The sequence below is a fragment of the Kitasatospora sp. MY 5-36 genome (genome assembly GCF_001182915.1).
Taxonomy (GTDB): domain Bacteria; phylum Actinomycetota; class Actinomycetes; order Streptomycetales; family Streptomycetaceae; genus Kitasatospora.
The window spans coordinates 1-18,489 of the sequence record NZ_LFVW01000193.1 but is presented as its reverse complement, the minus strand read 5'-3'; the positions used below and the strand labels follow the sequence as shown (position 1 = coordinate 18,489).

General features: G+C 72.8%; 19 protein-coding genes. 12 read left to right on the top strand and 7 right to left on the bottom strand.

Annotated elements, in window-relative coordinates; translation table 11 throughout:
• Positions 1 to 438, top strand: a 438-nt coding sequence (locus AE652_RS14300) for a DUF6542 domain-containing protein (RefSeq protein WP_049651728.1), incomplete at its 5' end; no start/stop codon positions are given.
• A gap of 99 nt (positions 439 to 537) precedes the next feature.
• On the opposite strand, the gene ppgK is transcribed toward AE652_RS14300, so the two are convergent.
• Positions 538 to 1,284, bottom strand: coding sequence for a polyphosphate--glucose phosphotransferase (gene ppgK / locus AE652_RS14295; RefSeq protein ID WP_049651727.1), 747 nt, complete (start codon positions 1,282 to 1,284; stop codon positions 538 to 540).
• Between the two features lie 148 nt (positions 1,285 to 1,432).
• Positions 1,433 to 2,407 carry a 4-hydroxy-3-methylbut-2-enyl diphosphate reductase gene (locus tag AE652_RS14290; protein WP_049651726.1) on the bottom strand — a complete coding sequence of 325 codons (975 nt, stop codon included), beginning with the start codon at positions 2,405 to 2,407 and terminating at the stop codon, positions 1,433 to 1,435.
• A 120-nt stretch (positions 2,408 to 2,527) separates the two neighbouring features.
• Here AE652_RS14290 and AE652_RS14285 point away from each other — a divergent pair, with 120 nt between their 5' ends.
• The 4 genes from AE652_RS14285 (at position 2,528) to AE652_RS14270 (ending at position 6,221) form a co-directional block, all read left to right on the top strand.
• On the top strand, positions 2,528 to 3,904 hold the full coding sequence (locus tag AE652_RS14285) for an APC family permease (RefSeq protein ID WP_049651725.1): 1,377 nt from the start codon (positions 2,528 to 2,530) through the stop codon (positions 3,902 to 3,904).
• Between the two features lie 99 nt (positions 3,905 to 4,003).
• Positions 4,004 to 5,218 (top strand): exodeoxyribonuclease VII large subunit, encoded by a 1,215-nt coding sequence (gene xseA / locus AE652_RS14280; protein ID WP_049651724.1) that lies wholly within the window; start codon positions 4,004 to 4,006, stop codon positions 5,216 to 5,218.
• Positions 5,219 to 5,250: 32 nt separating this feature from the next.
• The gene (locus tag AE652_RS14275; protein ID WP_049651723.1) at positions 5,251 to 5,508 is read left to right on the top strand and encodes an exodeoxyribonuclease VII small subunit; all 258 of its coding nucleotides are present in this window, start codon (positions 5,251 to 5,253) and stop codon (positions 5,506 to 5,508) included.
• Positions 5,509 to 5,618: 110 nt separating this feature from the next.
• Positions 5,619 to 6,221: a malonic semialdehyde reductase gene (locus tag AE652_RS14270; protein ID WP_049651722.1), complete on the top strand. Its 603-nt coding sequence runs from the start codon at positions 5,619 to 5,621 to the stop codon at positions 6,219 to 6,221.
• 105 nt (positions 6,222 to 6,326) lie between these two features.
• Here AE652_RS14270 and AE652_RS14265 read toward each other — a convergent pair whose 3' ends face one another.
• Positions 6,327 to 6,863: a DUF4245 domain-containing protein gene (locus AE652_RS14265; RefSeq protein WP_369808295.1), complete on the bottom strand. Its 537-nt coding sequence runs from the start codon at positions 6,861 to 6,863 to the stop codon at positions 6,327 to 6,329.
• Between the two features lie 215 nt (positions 6,864 to 7,078).
• Between AE652_RS14265 and glpX the strand changes: the two genes are divergently transcribed.
• Positions 7,079 to 8,119, top strand: coding sequence for a class II fructose-bisphosphatase (gene glpX, locus AE652_RS14260; protein ID WP_049651720.1), 1,041 nt, complete (start codon positions 7,079 to 7,081; stop codon positions 8,117 to 8,119).
• Positions 8,120 to 8,251: 132 nt separating this feature from the next.
• Here the strand turns inward: glpX and AE652_RS14255 are convergent, their stop codons facing one another.
• Positions 8,252 to 8,629 carry a WhiB family transcriptional regulator gene (locus AE652_RS14255; RefSeq protein WP_049651731.1) on the bottom strand — a complete coding sequence of 126 codons (378 nt, stop codon included), beginning with the start codon at positions 8,627 to 8,629 and terminating at the stop codon, positions 8,252 to 8,254.
• 316 nt (positions 8,630 to 8,945) lie between these two features.
• Positions 8,946 to 9,716 (bottom strand): DUF1707 domain-containing protein, encoded by a 771-nt coding sequence (locus tag AE652_RS14250; RefSeq protein WP_234348375.1) that lies wholly within the window; start codon positions 9,714 to 9,716, stop codon positions 8,946 to 8,948.
• 146 nt (positions 9,717 to 9,862) lie between these two features.
• Between AE652_RS14250 and AE652_RS14245 the strand changes: the two genes are divergently transcribed.
• The 3 genes from AE652_RS14245 to AE652_RS14235 all read left to right on the top strand — a co-directional run bounded on the left by AE652_RS14245 (position 9,863) and on the right by AE652_RS14235 (position 12,211).
• Positions 9,863 to 11,530, top strand: coding sequence for a fumarate hydratase (locus AE652_RS14245; RefSeq protein ID WP_049651719.1), 1,668 nt, complete (start codon positions 9,863 to 9,865; stop codon positions 11,528 to 11,530).
• Between the two features lie 151 nt (positions 11,531 to 11,681).
• Positions 11,682 to 11,954 carry a type II toxin-antitoxin system Phd/YefM family antitoxin gene (locus tag AE652_RS14240; protein WP_049651718.1) on the top strand — a complete coding sequence of 91 codons (273 nt, stop codon included), beginning with the start codon at positions 11,682 to 11,684 and terminating at the stop codon, positions 11,952 to 11,954.
• On the top strand, positions 11,951 to 12,211 hold the full coding sequence (locus tag AE652_RS14235; RefSeq protein ID WP_049651717.1) for a Txe/YoeB family addiction module toxin: 261 nt from the start codon (positions 11,951 to 11,953) through the stop codon (positions 12,209 to 12,211). Before AE652_RS14240 ends, AE652_RS14235 begins: the two co-directional genes overlap by 4 nt.
• A 24-nt stretch (positions 12,212 to 12,235) precedes the next feature.
• Here AE652_RS14235 and AE652_RS14230 read toward each other — a convergent pair whose 3' ends face one another.
• Positions 12,236 to 12,994 carry a GntR family transcriptional regulator gene (locus AE652_RS14230; protein ID WP_049651716.1) on the bottom strand — a complete coding sequence of 253 codons (759 nt, stop codon included), beginning with the start codon at positions 12,992 to 12,994 and terminating at the stop codon, positions 12,236 to 12,238.
• A gap of 137 nt (positions 12,995 to 13,131) precedes the next feature.
• Here AE652_RS14230 and AE652_RS14225 point away from each other — a divergent pair, with 137 nt between their 5' ends.
• Positions 13,132 to 13,335, top strand: coding sequence for a hypothetical protein (locus tag AE652_RS14225; protein WP_049651715.1), 204 nt, complete (start codon positions 13,132 to 13,134; stop codon positions 13,333 to 13,335).
• A 253-nt stretch (positions 13,336 to 13,588) separates the two neighbouring features.
• Here the strand turns inward: AE652_RS14225 and AE652_RS45040 are convergent, their stop codons facing one another.
• Entirely contained in the window at positions 13,589 to 13,873 is a 285-nt protein-coding gene (locus AE652_RS45040; protein ID WP_049651714.1) for a hypothetical protein, read from the bottom strand.
• A 214-nt stretch (positions 13,874 to 14,087) separates the two neighbouring features.
• Here AE652_RS45040 and AE652_RS14215 point away from each other — a divergent pair, with 214 nt between their 5' ends.
• Both AE652_RS14215 and AE652_RS14210 read left to right on the top strand, forming a co-directional pair.
• A complete protein-coding gene (locus tag AE652_RS14215) occupies positions 14,088 to 17,042 on the top strand; it encodes a BTAD domain-containing putative transcriptional regulator (protein WP_049651713.1) in 2,955 nt (984 codons plus the stop codon).
• 573 nt (positions 17,043 to 17,615) lie between these two features.
• Positions 17,616 to 18,287, top strand: a complete 672-nt coding sequence (locus AE652_RS14210) for a class I SAM-dependent methyltransferase (RefSeq protein ID WP_234348376.1) — start codon at positions 17,616 to 17,618, stop codon at positions 18,285 to 18,287.
• Positions 18,288 to 18,489: the final 202 nt, after the last annotated feature.

Sequence of the window (18,489 nt, the reverse complement as noted above, 5' to 3'; positions counted from 1 at the left end):
CTGCGCCTGCCGCTGCGCGGGCGCGGCGACGAGCCGCTGTACGGGCGGCGGCGCACCGGCCGGCCGACCCGGCTGACGGCCATCGGCACCGGGCTGGTCGCCGTCCTGGCGACGCTCGCGGTGGCGGGCGTGGACCGGCTGCTGTTCGACGGCCTGGGCTGGCTGTTCGGCCTCGGCTACCTGGTGGTCTGCTTCCAGCTCGCCGTCCGGGTGCGCTACGCCGACCTGCTGGCCGCACCGATCAGCGGGCCGATCGCCTTCGCCCTCGCGCTGCTGCTGCTCGAACCGGTGGGCTCCCCGGGCGTCACCGCCCAGGTGGTCTCGCTGGCGACCGGGCTGGCGCTGCGGGCCGGCTGGCTGTTCTCCGGCACCGGGCTGGCCGCGCTGATCGTGCTCGCCCGGTTCGTCGCCCAGCGCCGGATCCAGCGCTCCCGCTGAGGCCGCTCCCGCTGACCGGCGGCGCCGCAGGAGCGCCCCTCGCCCCCCAGCCCCCGGCCCCGGCCCCGACCCCTCAGTCCCCGGCCCGATCCCGGCTCCTCAGCCCCCGGCCCGGGCCGCCGCCATGGCGGCCCCGACGATGCCCGCGTCGTTGCGCAGCTCCGCCGGCACCACCCGTGCCCGGCGGTCCTTCAGCAGCGGCAGGAACTTCTCGTGCTTGCGGCTCACCCCGCCGCCGATCACGATCAGCCCCGGCGAGAAGAGCATCTCCACCAGGTCCAGGTACTCGTCGACCCGCCCGGCCCACTGCTCCCAGTCCAGCCCGTGCCGCTCCTTGGCGGCCGAGGAGGCCCGGCGCTCGGCGTCCTTGCCGCGCAGCTCCAGGTGGCCCAGCTCGGTGTTGGGCACCAGCGTCCCGTCGACGAACAGGGCGCTGCCGATGCCGGTGCCGAAGGTGAGCACCAGGACCACGCCCGACTCGCCCCGCCCGGCACCGTGGGTCAGCTCGGCCAGCCCGGCCGCGTCCGCGTCGTTCAGGACGGTCGCGGGCATGCCGAGCGCCTGGCGGAAGAGGCCCGCCGCGTCCAGGCCGATCCAGCCCTTGTCCACGTTGGCGGCCGTCCTGGTGTGACCGTCGACGACCACGCCGGGGAAGGTCAGCCCGACCGGGCCCTGGTGGTCGAAGTGGCGGACCACCTCGCAGACGGCGGCGACCACGGCCTCGGGGGCGGACGGCTGCGGGGTGAGCACCTTCCGGCGCTCCTCGGCGAGCACGCCCCGGGCGAGGTCGACGGGCGCGCCCTTGATCCCCGAGCCGCCGATGTCCACGCCGAATACCGCCGTCATCACGTCCGCCCTCCGCCGTCGGCCGCGGACGGGCGTCCGCGGCCGGTGCCTTGTCCACAGCCTGTGCACAAAGCTACGAGAGCGCGCCCGGGCGCGCACAGCGGAAGGCCCGGTACCCCGCGCGGGGTACCGGGCCTTCCGGGTGGGATCAGAGCTTGCCCGCCGCCTCGGCGCGCAGGTCACGGCGCAGTTCCTTGGGCAGCGAGAAGGTCAGGTGCTCCTCGGCGGTCTTGACCGTCTCGACCGTGTCGTAACCGCGCGTGGCCAGGAACTCCAGCACGCCGTCGACCAGGATCTCCGGCACCGAGGCGCCGCTGGTCAGGCCGACCGTGGTGACGCCCTCCAGCCACTCCTCGCGGATCTCCTCGGCGAAGTCCACCAGGTGGGCGGCCTTGGCGCCGTACTCCAGGCCGACCTCGACCAGGCGGACGGAGTTGGAGGAGTTCTTGGAGCCGACCACGATCAGCAGGTCGGTCTCCGGGGCCAGCTGCTTGACCGCGACCTGGCGGTTCTGGGTGGCGTAGCAGATGTCGTCGCTGGGCGGGCTGACCAGCCCCGGGAAGCGCTTCTTCAGCTCGCCGACGGTGGCCATGGTCTCGTCCACGGACAGGGTGGTCTGGGACAGCCAGACGACCTTGGACTCGTCCCGGACCTGCACGTTGGCGACGTCCTCGGCACCGTCCACCAGGTGGATCCGGTCCGGGGCCTCGCCCATGGTGCCGATGACCTCCTCGTGGCCCTCGTGGCCCACCAGCAGGATGTCGAAGCCCTCGTCGGCGAAGCGCACGGCCTCCTTGTGCACCTTGGTGACCAGCGGGCAGGTCGCGTCGATGGTGGCCAGCCGGCCGGCCCGCGCCTCGTCGTGGACGGCCGGGGCGACGCCGTGCGCGGAGAAGACGACGATCGAGCCCTCGGGCACCTCCTCCGTCTCGTCGACGAAGATCGCGCCCTTCTTCTCCAGGGTCTGCACCACGTACTTGTTGTGGACGATCTGCTTGCGGACGTAGATGGGCGCCCCGTACTGCTCCAGGGCCTTCTCCACGGCGATCACGGCGCGGTCGACTCCCGCGCAGTAGCCCCGGGGGGCGGCGAGCAGGACACGGCGCTGCGCGGTCTTGGACATGGCTCCATCGTACGGGCGGCCGCGAGCGGCGCCCGCCCGCCGGGCCCCCGGCGCGAAGCCGCGCCGACGGCGGACACATTCCGTGCAGACCCGGTCAACAGCGCTCAAAATATGGTGTCTATGAGCTCTGTGAGCGAGCAGGTGACGCCGAGCGGCCTGCGCCGCAGCCTGGGCGTCCGCGATCTGATGGTCTACGGACTGCTGTTCATCGCCCCGATGGCCCCGGTCGGCGTCTTCGGCGTGCTGGACGCCAAGAGCCACGGCGCCGTCGCCACGGTGTACCTGGCCGCGACGGTGGCGATGGGCTTCACCGCCTTCTCGTACGCCCAGATGGTGCGCGCGGTGCCGCAGACCGGCTCGGTGTTCGCCTACGCCCGGGCCGGGCTGGGCGAGGGGCCGGGCTTCATCGCCGGGTGGATGGCGATGCTCGACTACCTCCTGATCCCCGCGGTGGCCTACCTGTTCTCCGGGATCGCGCTGAACTCCCTGGTGCCGGACGTCTCGCGCTGGGTCTGGACGGCGCTCGCGGTGGTGGTGACCACCGCGCTCAACCTGGTCGGGGTGCGGACGGCGGCGGTGGTCGGCTTCGCGGTGCTCGCGATGGAGATCGCGGTGCTGGCGGTGTTCGTGGCCGCGGCCGTGGTGGCGCTGGCCCAGGGCGGGGCCCAGCGCGGCTGGGACACCCCGTTCACCGCCGTCGGGGCCTTCTCGATGACCGCGGTGGTCTCCGCGGTGTCCGTCGCGGTGCTCTCCTACCTGGGCTTCGACGCCATCGCCACCTTCGTGGAGGAGGCGGTCGGCGCCTCGGCGGCGGTGGCCCGGGCGGTGCTCTGGTGCCTGGCGCTGGCCGGGGTGCTGTTCGTCGCCCAGACCTACCTGGCGGCGCTGCTGGAGCCGCTGGGCCCGCAGCAGCTGGCCGCCGACCCGGCGGCGCAGGGCTCGGCCTTCTACGACACCGTGGAGAGCGGCGTCGGGCACTGGCTGCACGTGCTGGTGGCGGCCAGCAAGGCGATCGGCGCGGCCTTCGCGGCCCTGGCCGGGCAGGCCGCGGCCGGGCGGCTGGTCTTCGCGATGGGCCGGGAGGGCCGGCTGCCGCGGCTGCTCGGCTCGGTCGACCCGGGCAGCGCGGTGCCGCGCCGGGCGCTGCTGGCGGCCGCGGTGATCACGATGGCGGCGGCGGTCTGGGCGGCCGACCGGGACGACGGGCTGGACCAGCTCACCTCGGTGGTCAACGTGGGCGCGCTGACCGCCTTCGCGCTGCTGCACGCCTCGGTGATCGGCTGGTACGCGGTGCGGCACGGCTCGCGGCGGTGGCTGCGGCACGTGGTCGTCCCGGCGCTGGGGATCGCGGTGATCGGGGCGGTGGTGTACGAGGCCTCGACCACCGCGCAGATCGTCGGGCTGGTCTGGCTGGCGGTCGGCCTGGTGGTGCTCGCCGTCCAGGGCGCCGCCCGCGGCGGGGCCGACGGGCGCCAGCCGCCCCGGCTTCCCCGGTGACCGCCGTCGGGCCGCGCCGGGCCGGGCGCGGCCTCGGCCGTACCGACCCGCGGCGACGCGGTCTCGGCCGTGTCGGCCCGCGCCGCTAGCCTCGTACGCATGGCCAACACCAGCTCCCCCGAAGCGCCGCTCCCGGTCGGCAAGGTCTCCGCGCTGATCGGCGGCTGGGTCGACCGGCTCGGCGCGGTCTGGGTGGAGGGGCAGATCACCCAGCTCAGCCGGCGCCCCGGCGCGGGCGTGGTGTTCCTGACCCTGCGCGACCCGCAGGCCGACGTGTCGCTCACGGTGACCTGCTTCCGCTCGGTGTTCGACCAGGTCGCGGAGGTGGTGCAGGAGGGCGCGCGGGTCGTCGTGCACGCCAAGCCGGAGTGGTACGCGGCGCGCGGGCAGCTGTCGCTGCGCGCCTCGGAGATCCGCCCGGTGGGCCTCGGCGAGCTGCTGGCCCGGCTGGAGCAGCTGAAGCGGCGGCTCGCCGGGGAGGGCCTGTTCGCGGCCGAGCGCAAGCGGCCGCTGCCGTTCCTGCCGCAGTGCGTCGGGCTGGTCACCGGGCGCGACTCGGCCGCCGAGCGGGACGTGCTGGAGAACGCCCGGCGGCGCTGGCCGGCTGTCCGCTTCGAGGTGCGCAACGTCCCGGTGCAGGGGGTCAGCGCGGTGGAGCGGGTGAGCGCGGCGGTGCGGGAGCTGGACGAGCACCCCGAGGTGGACGTGATCATCGTGGCCCGGGGCGGCGGCAGCGTGGAGGACCTGCTGCCGTTCTCGGACGAGGGGCTGGTGCGGCTGGTCGCGGCCGCCCGTACGCCGGTGGTGAGCGCGATCGGGCACGAGCCGGACCAGCCGCTGCTGGACTTCGTGGCCGACCTGCGCGCCTCCACCCCGACCGATGCGGCCAAACGGGTGGTTCCGGACGTCGGCGAGGAACTGGCCAAGGTCCGTCAGCTGCGCGACCGCGCCCGCCGGCACGTGCTGTCCCGGGTCGACCGCGAGCAGCACGGACTGGACGGGGTGCGCAGCCGCCCGGCGCTGGCCGCCCCGCACCGGATGCTGGACGGGCGCGGGCAGGAGGTGGACGGCCTGCTGGAGCGGGCCCGGCGCACCCTGCGGCACCGGCTGGACCACGCGCAGAGCGACCTCGGCCACACCCTGGCCCGGGTGGTGGCGCTCTCCCCGGCGGCCACCCTGGAGCGCGGCTACGCGGTGCTCCAGCGGGCGGACGGCACGGTGGTGACCGACCCGGCGCAGGTCGCGCCCGGCGAGGGGCTGCACGCCCGGGTGGCGGGCGGCGGCTTCGACGTCACGGCGGCCGACGCGGGCTGACGCTGTCACCCGCACCCCCTACGCTGGCACGCATGGCAGAGCAGCAGGAGCAGCAGGACGCGGCGGCGCCGAACCCGGACGACGCGCTGGGCTACGAGCACGCCCGGGACGCGCTGCTGGACGTCGTCCGGCAGCTGGAGAACGGCGGGACGTCGCTGGAGGAGTCGCTGGCCCTGTGGGAGCGCGGCGAGCAGCTGGCGAAGGTGTGCCAGCGCTGGCTGGACGGCGCCCGGGCCCGGCTGGACGCCGCCCTGGCCGCCGAGGAGGGCGCGGGCCCGGGCGGGGAGTGAGGCAGGTCACATTCGCTTGGGGAATCGTTGAAACTTCACCTATGTTGGATGAAGTGACCGGCTGCGGCCGATCATACCGACGAACCCCCTTTCGCATGAGGTGCAGAAGCATGACCACCGACGCCCTGGTACTCGACGCCGCCGCCCAGGACCTGCTGTTCCGCGAGGCCCGCACCGCGAACACCTTCACCGACGAGCCGGTCACCGAGGAGCAGGTCCAGGCCATCTACGAGCTGGTCAAGTACGGCCCGACCGCCTTCAACCAGCAGCCGCTGCGCGTCGTCCTGGTCCGCTCGGCCGAGGGCCGCGAGCGCCTCGTCCAGCACCTCGCGGACGGCAACAAGGCCAAGACCGCCGCCGCCCCGCTGGTCGCCGTCCTCGCCGCGGACAACGAGTTCCACGAGGAGCTGCCGACCCAGTTCCCGCACTTCCCGCAGGCCAAGGACGTCTTCTTCTCGGAGCGCAGCGTCCGTGAGCAGTCCGCCACGCTGAACGGCGCCCTGCAGGCCGCGTACTTCATCATCGGCGTGCGCGCCGCCGGCCTGGCCGCCGGCCCGATGACCGGCTACGACGCCGAGGGCATCAACAAGGAGTTCTTCGGCGACGGCGAGCACTCGGTGCTGGCCGTGGTCAACATCGGCAAGCCGGGCGACGACGCCTGGTTCCCGCGTTCGCCGCGCCTGGCCTACGACGAGGTCGTCACCACCGTCTGATCCGCCCCGCGCGCAAGGGCCCCGCACCGGTTCGTCCGGTGCGGGGCCCTTCGGCGTCGTCCAGGGTGCTCCGGCGCGTGCCGGGCGGGGTGGAACGGGGGCGGGCTACTTGAGCGCCTGCGCCAGTTCGGTCAGCTCCTCGTAGGAGGCGGTGCCGGTGAGCAGGGTGGTCCCGGGGCCGGTCTGCACGGTCAGCGCGCGGGCCTTCTCGCCCTGCACGCGCTCCCACGCGCGGCCGGCCACCTCGGCGGTGCCGTCCGGCTTGGCGCCCGTCACGTAGGCGGCCAGCAGGGAGTCGCGCGGCACGTCGCTCTGCTCGACCGCCGCGTACTGGCCGGAGGGGGTCACGAAGCCCAGGTGCCAGGCGTTGCCCCTGCCGTTGTTCTGGTCGGCCGGCTTGTAGCTGACCGAGGTGGCCCGCCACTTGTCGGACAGCCCCTCCGGGGAGAGCACCGGGTACGGCGCCGCACGCCTGGCGGTGGAGGTCTCCACCTTGTACGCGACCTCGTGCACCGGGTCGCCGTTGGCGTCGTGCGGGAGGAACAGGTACCCGATCCAGACGACGAAACCGACCACCAGCATCGACAGGACCATGTCCCGTACGGTCTGCCGGCCCCTCATGCCCTTGTTGTCTGCTGCCACCCCCACATGGTGACTCATCCACATCCCGGGGCGGTCACCAGGGGTATTCACGTCCGGGTGAAACGGGATGAACAGGCGTTTTCCGCCACAGAGCAGCGACCCGCGCCACAGACAGTCATCTCGTGGGCAGATACGATCGCAATACCCTCACCACGGCGTTCGACCTGGCAGTAGTCGGGCGCTCACTGGTCGTCGCGTACAGAGAGGTAACGACGATGTCCACGCAGTACCCGCACCAGCTTCCCAGTGCCCTGGAGGTCGCGCCCGAGGCTCCGGACCGGAACCTCGCGCTCGAACTCGTCCGGGTCACCGAGGCGGCCGCGATGGCCGCCGGCCGGTGGGTCGGCCGGGGTGACAAGAACGGCGCGGACGGCGCCGCCGTGAAGGCGATGCGCACCCTCGTCTCGACCGTCTCGATGAACGGCGTCGTCGTCATCGGCGAGGGCGAGAAGGACGAAGCCCCGATGCTCTACAACGGCGAGCGGGTCGGCGACGGCACCGGCGCCGAGTGCGACGTCGCGGTCGACCCGGTGGACGGCACCACGCTGACCGCCAAGGGCATGAACAACGCGGTGGCCGTGCTGGCCGTCGCCGACCGCGGCACCATGTTCGACCCCAGCGCCGTGTTCTACATGGACAAGCTGGTGGCCGGACCGGAGGCGGCCGAGTTCGTCGACATCACCGCCCCGGCGGCGGTCAACATCCGCCGGGTCGCCAAGGCCAAGGGCAGCGCCGTCGAGGACGTCACCGTCGTGGTGCTCGACCGCCCGCGCCACGACGGCCTGGTCCGGGAGATCCGCGAGGCGGGCGCCCGGATCAAGTTCATCTCGGACGGCGACGTGGCCGGCGCCATCATGGCCGCCCGCGAGGGCACCGGCGTCGACCTGCTGATGGGCGTCGGCGGCACCCCGGAGGGCATCATCGCGGCCTGCGCGATGAAGTGCATGGGCGGCGTGATCCAGGGCCGGCTGTGGCCCAAGGACGACGCCGAGCGGCAGAAGGCCCTGGACGCCGGCCACGACCTGGACCGGGTGCTCACCACGGACGACCTGGTCAGCGGCGAGAACGTGTTCTTCGTCGCCACCGGCATCACCGACGGCGAGCTGCTGCGCGGCGTGCACTACCGCTCGGAGACCGCCACCACCAGCTCGCTGGTGATGCGCTCCAAGAGCGGCACCATCCGCGAGATCAACTCCACCCACAAGCTCTCGAAGCTGCGGGCGTACAGCGCGATCGACTTCGACCGCGCCAACTGAGCCCGGGCAGGCGGTAGCCCGGTCCGCCGGGCTACCGCCTGCCGGGCCCCACGGCGACGCGCTTCGCGGCCCCGGCGGAATCCCCCTCCGCCGGGGCCGCGGCGCACCGTCCTCCCGCTCTCGGGCCCGCCCTCACCCGGCTATCCGGCGCCGACCGGCCGCCGTCACCCGGGCCGCCTCGCGCAGCTCCGCGTCCCGGCGGCGGCGCCGGGCCAGCACCACCCGCCGCTCGGCGGCCGTCAGCCCGCCCCAGACCCCGTACGGCTCCGGCTGGGCCAGCGCGTGCTCGCGGCACTCCAGCAGCACCGGACAGCGGGCGCAGACCTGCTTGGCCTGCTCCTCGCGCGACAGCCGGGCCGCCGTCGGCTCCTTGGAGGGCGCGAAGAACAGCCCCACCTCGTCCCGCCGACACGCGGCACCGGTGTGCCAGGGATTGTCCTCGCCCGCGGGGGAACCCGCCGGGCCGCCCGGGGGCTGCGGCTGCGGCCGGACGCCGGGGCGGCGCTCCAGGACCTGCGCGGCGGCGACTGGCGAAGTGGTGCGGGACTCGATCGGATGCAGCACGGCCGTACTCCTGACGAGGCTCTCGGACACGGGGACCCCTCGCTCCCCCGCCGGCTGCGAGCCCCCGCTGTCCAACCCCGGCACGGCCGCTCGGCCGCCTCCGGTGCGCAGCCGTCCAAGAAGCGATGTGCGGAAGGAACTACCCCGCTCGGCCGCGATTCATGCACACTGCACGCAATCGACTACGCAGAGCACTGGCCGCAACGCCGAGCGCCCGGCCGGGAGTTGGCTCCCGGCCGGGCGCTGTGCAGGTCAACGACGGTCAGTCGGTGCCGAGTTGACGGCGCACCCACTCCTTCAGCTTCTTGCCGCGGCGCGGCTTGGCCTCGCAACCGCCGAACAGCGCAAGGCCCTTGACCCGGACAACCGGAGCGTACGGGTCCGCCGCGGTCTGCTCGCGGACGTCGAAACCGCCGAAGATGCCGATGCCGGACCCCTGGAGGCTCACGTTCTCCGGGACCCGGATCTGGACCCCGCCGAAGATCGCCGTCACCGTGATCTCCACCTCGGGGGACTCGAACACGGCGTCGCTCAGGTCGATGTCCACGCCACCGAACGCGGTGAAGGCGCTCAGGTGCGAGCCCACCCGCCAGCGGCCCTTGCGGGACGCGCCGCCGAAGATCGCCACCACCGTCGGGGCCTCCTGGCGCGCCGGCTGCTGCGGCGGCGGCCCCTGCGGGGCGCTCAACGGCTGCTTCTCGAAGGACAGCGGGCGGGCCGGCAGGTCCCGGGTCAGCGGCGCGAGGTCGCCGAAGGTCTTCGAGGCGTACGCGGCCTCGATCCGCTCGGCGTGCTCGTCCGCGTCCAGGCGCCCCTCGGCGTAGGCGTCGCGCAGCAGCTCCGCGACCTTCTCGCGGTCGGCGTCGGAGACGCGCAGCTCCGCCTCCGCGGCCGGCGCGTGCGGCCGCGCCGCGGCCCCGGCCTCGGGCCTGAGTTCGGGTCTGCTCTCTGACTTGGGTTCGGGTTTGGTCATCGGTACGGGCGCCGGCACCGGCGGCTGCCCCGAATCGTCGTGCGACGGCGAGTTGTCCACGGGGTCAGCCTAGTCGCTCGCACTCCTGCGCGAGTGAGCCCGGTCACGCAAGGCTGCCCTGTCCGCATGCCGACTTCCGGCGGGTCCTACCCTGGATGGTGCTTCGCCGACGCAGCCGCACCACTGGACCCCTAAGGACCGCCCCGATGGCTCCCACGCCAGACTTCGAGTACAGCGACCTGCTCCCCCTGGGCGCTGACCCGACCCCGTACCGCAAGCTCACCTCCGAGGGCGTCTCCACCTTCGAGGCCGGCGGTCGCACCTTCCTCCAGGTCGAGCCCGAGGCGCTGCGGCTGCTGACGGCCGAGGCGATGCACGACATCTCGCACTACCTGCGCCCCGCCCACCTCGCCCAGCTGCGCCGCATCCTGGACGACCCGGAGGCCAGCCCCAACGACCGCTTCGTCGCGCTCGACCTGCTGAAGAACGTCAACATCTCGGCCGGCGGCATCCTCCCGATGTGCCAGGACACCGGCACCGCGATCGTCATGGGCAAGCGCGGCCAGAACGTGCTGACCTCCGGCGGCGACGACTCCGCCATCGCGCGCGGCGTGTACGACGCCTACACCAAGCTCAACCTGCGGTACTCCCAGATGGCCCCGGTGACCATGTGGGACGAGAAGAACACCGGCAACAACCTGCCGGCCCAGATCGAGCTGTACGCCACCGACGGCGACGCGTACAAGTTCCTGTTCATGGCCAAGGGCGGCGGCTCCGCCAACAAGTCGTACCTGTACCAGGAGACCAAGGCCATCCTGAACGAGGCGAGCATGCTCTCGTTCCTGGAGCAGAAGATCCGCTCGCTGGGCACCGCGGCCTGCCCGCCGTACCACCTGGCCATCGTGATCGGCGGCACCAGCGCCGAGTTCGCGCTGAAGACCGCCAAGTACGCCTCGGCGCACTACCTGGACAACCTGCCGACCTCGGGCGACGCCAAGACCGGCCACGGCTTCCGCGACCTGGAGCTGGAGGCCAAGGTCACCGAGCTGACCCAGAAGATCGGCATCGGCGCCCAGTTCGGCGGCAAGTACTTCTGCCACGACGTGCGCGTGGTCCGCCTGCCCCGCCACGGCGCCTCGCTGCCGGTCGCGATGGCGGTCTCCTGCTCCGCCGACCGCCAGGCGCTCGGCAAGATCACCGCCGAGGGCGTCTTCCTGGAGCAGCTGGAGACCGACCCGGCGAAGTACCTGCCGGACACCACCGACGAGCACCTGGACGACGACGTGGTGCGCGTCGACCTCGACCAGCCGATGTCCGCGATCCGCGCCGAACTCTCCAAGTACCCGGTGAAGACCCGGCTCTCGCTCACCGGCACCCTGGTGGTCGCCCGCGACATCGCCCACGCCAAGATCAAGGAGCGCCTGGACGCCGGCCAGGGCATGCCCAAGTACCTCCAGGACCACCCGGTCTACTACGCGGGCCCGGCCAAGACCCCCGAGGGCTACGCCTCCGGCTCCTTCGGCCCCACCACGGCCGGCCGGATGGACTCCTACGTCGACCAGTTCCAGGCGGCCGGCGGCTCGATGGTCATGCTCGCCAAGGGCAACCGCAGCAAGCAGGTCACCGACGCCTGCGCCCAGCACGGCGGCTTCTACCTCGGCTCGATCGGCGGCCCGGCCGCCCGCCTCGCCCAGGACTGCATCAAGAAGGTCGAGGTGCTGGAGTACGCCGAGCTCGGCATGGAGGCGGTCTGGCGCATCGAGGTCGAGGACTTCCCGGCCTTCATCGTCGTCGACGACAAGGGCAACGACTTCTTCCGCGAGACCACCGAGGGCCCGCTGATCACCAGCCTGCGCGTCCGCTCCAAGGAGTAACCCCGCGCGCGGCAGCACCCCGCACGCCCCCGAACCGCCCCGGCCGCCCCGCGCCCGGGGCGGTCTTCGTTCGCCTGTCGCATGGCATCCGGTACCGGAGACTCGTACCATTGCGGTACGGACATCCGGTACCCGAGTGGAAGGCCGTCCCATGGCGATCAGTGCGAGCGAGGCGCGCACGCAGCTCTTCCCGTTGATCAAGAAGGTCAACGACGACCACGCGCCGATAAGGATCACCTCCAAGGGCGGGGACGCCGTGCTGATGTCCGCGGAGGACTACGACTCCTGGCAGGAGACGATCTACCTCCTGCGCTCCCCCGCCAACGCGCAGCGGCTCATGGAGGCCGTCGCCCGCGACAAGGCCGGCCACTCCGGCGTCACCAGGACCATGGAGGAACTGGAAGCGCTGGCGGGTGAGGTGTGAGGAGCGTCCATTTCGACCCCGACGGCTGGGAGGACTTCCTGTTCTGGCTCGGGTCGAACCGGAAGATGGCCCAGCGGATCACCCGCCTGATCGGCGAGATCCAGCGGGACCCCTTCGACGGCATCGGGAAGCCCGAGCCGCTGAAGGGCGACCTGGCCGGCTACTGGTCGCGGCGGATCGACGACGAACACCGGCTGGTGTACCGGGCGGACGAGAAGGAGGTGAAGATCCTCAAGGCCCGCTACCACTACCAGTAGCAACCGCGGGCCGACCCACCCGGCTCAGGCGTCGAAGTCGTACTCCAGGACGTAGGAGGCGGCGTCCAGGATCATCTCGTTGAGTTCGACGACCTGGCCCTCGTCGGCGAAGGCGGTGCGGCAGATCAGGATGACCGGGGTGCCGGCGGACAGCTCCAGGCGGGCGGACTCGTCGGCGCCGGGCATCCGGGAGCGGACCTCCTCGCGGAAGTGCACGGGCTTGGCGCCGATCTCGGCGAGTCGGGCGTAGGTGCCGCCGGGGCCGGTGTCCTCGCGGGTGATGGCGGTGCCGGAGACCAGCACGGCGGGCAGGTAGGAGGTCGAGAGCAGCACCGGCTTGCCGTCCAGGACGAAACGGCGGTGCCGCACGCACATCGGGGCGCCCGGGTCGACCCCGAGCACCCGGGCCACGTGCTCGGGCGCGCCCCGCTCGGTGACGGACACCTGGTCGACCACCAGGCTGCGGTTGTCGATGTCCGCCGACCATATCGACCGGCCGGACCCCCACTGCCCCTGCGCCAGCCGCTGGATGCCGCGCCGGCGCAGCGGCCGGAAGTCCCGGACGAACACCCCGGCGCCGCGCCGCGCCTCGGCGATGCCCTCGCTCTGCAGCACGCCCAGCGCCTGGCGGGCGGTCATCCGGGCCACGCCGTACTCGTCCATGAGGTCGTTCTCGCCGGGCAGGCGGTCGCCCGCGCGGTACCGGCCGGTGTCGATGGCCTCCTTCAGCGCTTCGGCGATCCGCTGGTACTTGGGCTGCTTGTCGCCATTGCTGCCGGTCATCGCCGCTCCCTCTGCCTGGGACAAATCGTAGGCGTGCCCGCGGTCGCCGGTAAGGAGATACGACCGTTGACATCTCTAGAGATATTAGCTTCTCTAGAGATGCTGGCCAGTCGCCGACCAGAGCGAGGAGCAGCACGGTGAGCACCCGACAGCGCAACGCCCCGGCCTACCGGCCCCACGTGGGTGAACTCGTCCTCGACCGGAGGACCGGACGCACCGGCATCTACATGGACACCATCGGCGGCGAGCACTACCTGCGCCCCGAGGGCGGCGGCCGGGAATGGGCCGCGGAACCGCACCACGTCGCCCCCGCCCCCGAGACCCGCGATTCGGCTGATTGAGATCGGCATCGGGAATTGCGGAAAAATCCACGCAAACCACAACAATCAGGACCGGGCAATCCCCCTGGTGAATCCGGAATTCCGGAACGCGCGGCGCCCGACGCCGGGCACGTTACGGATAACGCCGGTCACCATGCGTGCACCATGGGCGGGAATCGGCCACCGCGATGCACCCGCACACGAATTGGCGCGCGCATAACCAACAGCGCCCCCGCGCCCGGACGGGGGCACGGGGGCGCACGGTCGGAACGGCTTACGGGTGGCCGCCGACGAGGGTCTCCGGCTCGTACGGGCCGCCCGGCTTGCCACCGGCCCGGTGGTCGGGCTCCTCGATGTACTGGCCCTCGTCACCGAAGGCGGCGTTCTCGAACGCGTCCTTCTCCGCGTCGGTCGGCGCCGTGTACTCGGTCGGGTTCGAGGACACGGTCACCGCGCCCTCCACAGCCTTGCCCGCCTCCACAGCGGCGGCCGGGGCCTCGGTCTTCGCCGCGTTCTCGGGCGTGGACGGCGCCGGGGTCTCGCTCTGGTCGTTGGCCATTGGGAGGCCGCCTTTCGGTCATCAATTGTCTTCAGCCCGACCTCTGTGGCACGGGCGCGCGGACAGTATCGTAGGGTTGATTAAATGTCCGATAAACATCGTGCGGCTTGCGGCACCGTCCGGCAGAGTCGGGCGTCCGCCTAAGCTGAACCACCGCGGCGGACCGCCGAGCGCCCTTTCACGGAATCGACACCACAGGCCATCGGGGGACTTCATGGAGTTTCTGGAGACGCCGCAGAACCCTGCGCTGCGCTTCCAAGTCCTCGGTCCGGTCCAGGCCTGGCTCGACGGGAAACCCCTGTCCCTCGGATCCCCCCAGCAACAAGCCGTTCTGACCACGCTCCTGCTGCACTCCGGACGCCCGGTCACCACCCAGGACCTCGTGAACGCGCTCTGGGGCGAGCGACCCCCGGCCCAGGCGGTGGCGGCGCTGCGCACGTACGTCTCCCGCCTGCGCTCCGTCATCGAGCCCCGGCGCGAGGTGCGCCGGCCCGCCGAGCTGCTGGTCTCGGTCGCCGACGGCTACGCGCTGCGCATCCCGGGCGAGGCCCTCGACCTGACGGTCTTCGAGCGGCTCGCCGGCGAGGCCGCGGCCGCCCGGACCGCCGGCGACAAGCGCGAGGCGCACCGTCTCCTGGTGCGGGCGCTGGACCTGTTCAGCGGCCGTCCGCTCACCGGCATCCCGGGCCCCTACGCCGACGCCCAGCGGCTCCGGCTGGCCGAACGCCAGGTGGCCGCCGCGGAGGAACTGTGCGCCGCCGCGCTCGACATCGGCTTGCACGCCGAGATCGTCGGCGAGCTCAACAACCTGACGGCCGAGCACCCGCTGCGCGAGCGGCTGCGCGAACTGCTGATGCTGGCGCTGTACCGCTGCGGCCGCCAGGCCGAGGCGCTCGGCGTCTACACCGACACCCGCAAGCTGCTGATCGAGGAGCTCGGGGTCGAACCCGGCGCGGGGCTGTCCGCGATGCACACCCGCATCCTCGCCGCCGATCCCGACCTGGCCCCTCCCGCGGTGTCCGCTCCGGCCGCCCGTGAGGAGGGTCCGGCCGCGCCTCCGGCCCAACTCCCGGCGGACGTCTCGGACTTCAGCGGTCGCACCGAGCTGGTGGGCGACCTCTCGACGGTCCTGATGAACGCCACCGGCCAGGCCGTGGTGGTGACCTCGCTGGCCGGGATCGGCGGGGTCGGCAAGACCACCCTCGCCGTGCACGTCGCCCACCGCGTCCGTGCCGAGTTCCCGGACGGGCAGCTGTACGTCGACCTGCGCGGAGCCGGTGCCTCGCCCGCCGACCCGGTGGGCGTCCTGGGCGACTTCCTGCACGCGCTCGGCGTCACCGAGAGCCCCGACTCGCTGGAGCAGCGCGCCGCCCTCTACCGCTCGCTGCTCGCCAGCCGGCGGATGCTGATCCTGCTGGACAACGCGCGCGACGCCGACCAGATCCGACCGCTCATCCCCGGGGTCTCCGGCTGCGCGGTGCTCGCCACCAGCCGGTCCCGGCTGGCCGGCATCCCCGGCGCCCAGCTGTTCGACGTCGAGGAGCTGACCCCGCAGGAGGCGCTGGCGCTGTTCTCGGCCATCGTCGGGGAGCAGCGGGTCGCCGCCGAGCCGGAGGCGGCCATGGCGGTCGTCACCGCCTGCGGCTTCCTGCCGCTGGCGGTCCGCATCGCCGCCGCCCGGCTGGCCAGCCGGCCGCGGTGGAGCGTCTCCGACCTGGCCAGTCGGTTAGCCGACCAGCGCCGTCGCCTGGACGAGCTCCAGCTCGGCAACCTCGCCGTCGAGACCACCATCGGGCTCGGGTACGGACAGCTGTCCGTGCCCGAGGCCCGCGCCTTTCGGCTGCTCGCCCTGATCGACTCCCCCGACATCCCGCTGGCGTCCGCCGCCGCGCTGCTCGGGGTGGACGAGTACACCGCCGAGGACCTCGCCGAGGCGCTGGTCGAGGCGAACATGCTGGAGTGCTTCACGCCCGGCCGCTACCGGTACCACGACCTGCTCCGGCTCTACGCCCAGCGGCAGAACGAACGGATCGGCGACACCGAGGAGCAGGAGCGCGCCGTCCGACGGCTGCTCGACCTGCTGATCCCGACCCTCCGCACCGCGACCCAGCTCATCGAGCCGGACGATCCGCTGCCCGAGCTGCTCACCACCCCCGTCTCGGCCGGGATCGGCCTGCCGACCAGCGGCTCCGCCCAGGACTGGCTCCGGACCGAGGGCGCCCTGCTGCTCAGCGCCGCGGCCGCGGCGGCGGACGGCCCCCGCGCCTCACGGCACGCGGCGATGGACCTGATGATCCTGTTGTACGGTCTCGGCCCGGACCCCACCCACGGCCCTCAGGGGCGGCAGATCCTGGAGACCATCGGCGGCGAGGCGGAGCGCTGCGGCGACCGCGCCGCGCTCGCCCGGGTCCACGTCGCCCTCGGCACCCTGCAGTCCGTCACCAGCGACTTCCAGGGGTCCGAGCAGTCCTTCCGCCGGAGCCTGGAGCACCAGGCCCCGGACGAGCCGACCTTCCTGCTGCTGGCCACCGCCAACATGCTGGGCGTGATCCTGAACCTCGGCAACCGGCCGGCCGAGGCCCTGCAGTTCCTCGAACAGGCCCGTGCCACCAGCCGGGCCGTGGCCGCGCCGATCCTGGAGGCCCGGGTCGTCAGCAACATGGCCCGGGTGCAGCACCGGCTCGGCATGACCGAGACGGCGATCCGGTCGGCCGGCGAGGGCGTCGCCGCCGCCCGGCAGTCCAACAGCGGCCCGCTGCTCGCCCAGACCCTCTACCAGCTGGGCGTGGTGCTCGCCGGCGGCGAGGCCGTCCCGCACCTGCGGGAGGCGCACCGGCTCTACCGGTCGCAGCAGAACCCCCTCTGGGAGGGCTTCACCCTGGCCCGCTTGGCCTCCGCCCTGCTCGTCGCCGACCAGCACGCCGAGGCGGCCTCGGCGGCCGGCGAGTCACTGGCGCTCGGGCAGGAGATGGACTCCGCCTACTGCCAGGGCCTGGCGAACGCCGCACTGGGCGAGGCCCTGTTGGCGCTCGCCCAGCCGGCTCGTGGACTCGCCTGCCTCCAAGAGGCCCATGCGATCTTCACACGGCTCGGTGTGCCTGAGGCCTCCCCCGTGGCGGACCTCATCTCCCAGCAGCACACCGAGCCCTTCTCTCCCCCCGCGCCGTAAGGCTTCCGCTCCCCCACGGACAACCTCCCCCGTTCCGCGCGTCGGCGCCCCCGCAGCCCCCCGGCTGCGGGAGCGCCCTCAACGCTTCCCCGGCGCTGGACTCCACTGTGCACCGCGCCGATTGACGTTCGATAAACGTCCGATAGTCAGCCCGCGGATGGACAAAACCGCAGGTCATCGACCTTCCCCGGGCGCATCGTCCGGCGTGCGGGGCCGCGCGCACAACCCCGTCCGCACCCTCGTGCTTCCGCAACCCGGGCCACAACGGCCCAAGCACGGCGAGTTGGCCGGAAACGGACCCCATGGCGCAGTGATCACGCATATTCTCAGATGCCAGTACGCACACGAGTGTCGGCCGGAAACGCGTCGGGGTGCAGTCCGTCCGTGTGGTGCGGAGAGCGTGACGTACCGCCACCGGCAGCGGCCCCCGGGGCCGCGGAGGAGCCACCGGAGGCCACGGGTGGAAGGGTGCCTCGCAACGTGACGACCGGACAGATATCCGACCCGTTCCCCGTCGGCGAGGACGCCGGCGACGACGAGCCCGAGGTACGGCGGCGGCGGGCGGCCCGGGCGCTGCAGGCGGTCGCCTTCGACACCATCGGCGCCGGGTACGGCGAGGCCTTCCCGGCCAAGGACGGCCAGCTGGCCTGCGGCCGGCGGCTGCTCGCCGAGCTCGAACCGGGCGCCCGGGTCCTGGACGTCGGCTGCGGCACCGGTGACCCGACCGTCCGCCAGCTGGCCGCGGCCGGTCTGCGGGTGACCGGCGCGGACCTCTCCGACGGGATGCTCACGCTGGCCCGGCGGACCGTCTTCCCGGGCGGGTTTGCGCCAGTGTTCCATCGGATCGACCTGTACGATCTGGCCACCGAGCGGGCGGACCGGGTCTGGAACGCCCCCGACCTGGGGTCGGAGGGCCGGGGCCGCTTCGCCGCGATCACCGCGTTCTTCTCGCTGATCCTGCTGCCGCAGGACGAGATCCCGACCGTGCTGGGGCAGCTGCGCGAACTCCTGCGGCCGGCCGGACTGCTGGCGCTCGGTATGGTCGAGGCGGACCTGGATCACGTTCCGCTTCCGTTCCTTGGCAGAGAGCTGCGGATCAGTGGGTATCTGAGGGAGGATCTGGAGCGGGTTCTGGTCTCGGCCGGCTTCGCCGTCGAGGAGTGCTCGGGGCATCCGTACGCACCGGCCAGTACCTCGCTGCCGCCGGAGGAACAGCTGTTCCTGTGCTGTCGACGCGTCGGCTGATCGAACCGGGACAGGACCGGCCGCACCCGTGGCCGACGCAACAGAACAGCTCACCGACCACACCGAATCCAGGACAGGCAGCCGTGCGCGACCAGCTCAAGACCGAGGCGGAGCAGCCGCCCGCCGTCCCGGGCCAGCGCCGCCAGGTCCCGGCCGCGACAGCGGGCCCGACACCGCCGGCCCCGGGCCTGACGGCGGCCCC

Bases quoted from the DNA above. Each gene is read 5' to 3' on its own strand.
- ppgK (WP_049651727.1), bottom strand. From the start codon at position 1,284: ATGACGGCGGTATTCGGCGTGGACATCGGCGGCTCGGGGATCAAGGGC.
- AE652_RS14290 (WP_049651726.1), bottom strand. From the start codon at position 2,407: ATGTCCAAGACCGCGCAGCGCCGTGTCCTGCTCGCCGCCCCCCGGGGC.
- AE652_RS14285 (WP_049651725.1), top strand. From the start codon at position 2,528: ATGAGCTCTGTGAGCGAGCAGGTGACGCCGAGCGGCCTGCGCCGCAGC.
- xseA (WP_049651724.1), top strand. From the start codon at position 4,004: ATGGCCAACACCAGCTCCCCCGAAGCGCCGCTCCCGGTCGGCAAGGTC.
- AE652_RS14275 (WP_049651723.1), top strand. From the start codon at position 5,251: ATGGCAGAGCAGCAGGAGCAGCAGGACGCGGCGGCGCCGAACCCGGAC.
- AE652_RS14270 (WP_049651722.1), top strand. From the start codon at position 5,619: ATGACCACCGACGCCCTGGTACTCGACGCCGCCGCCCAGGACCTGCTG.
- glpX (WP_049651720.1), top strand. From the start codon at position 7,079: ATGTCCACGCAGTACCCGCACCAGCTTCCCAGTGCCCTGGAGGTCGCG.
- AE652_RS14245 (WP_049651719.1), top strand. From the start codon at position 9,863: ATGGCTCCCACGCCAGACTTCGAGTACAGCGACCTGCTCCCCCTGGGC.
- AE652_RS14240 (WP_049651718.1), top strand. From the start codon at position 11,682: ATGGCGATCAGTGCGAGCGAGGCGCGCACGCAGCTCTTCCCGTTGATC.
- AE652_RS14230 (WP_049651716.1), bottom strand. From the start codon at position 12,994: ATGACCGGCAGCAATGGCGACAAGCAGCCCAAGTACCAGCGGATCGCC.
- AE652_RS45040 (WP_049651714.1), bottom strand. From the start codon at position 13,873: ATGGCCAACGACCAGAGCGAGACCCCGGCGCCGTCCACGCCCGAGAAC.
- AE652_RS14215 (WP_049651713.1), top strand. From the start codon at position 14,088: ATGGAGTTTCTGGAGACGCCGCAGAACCCTGCGCTGCGCTTCCAAGTC.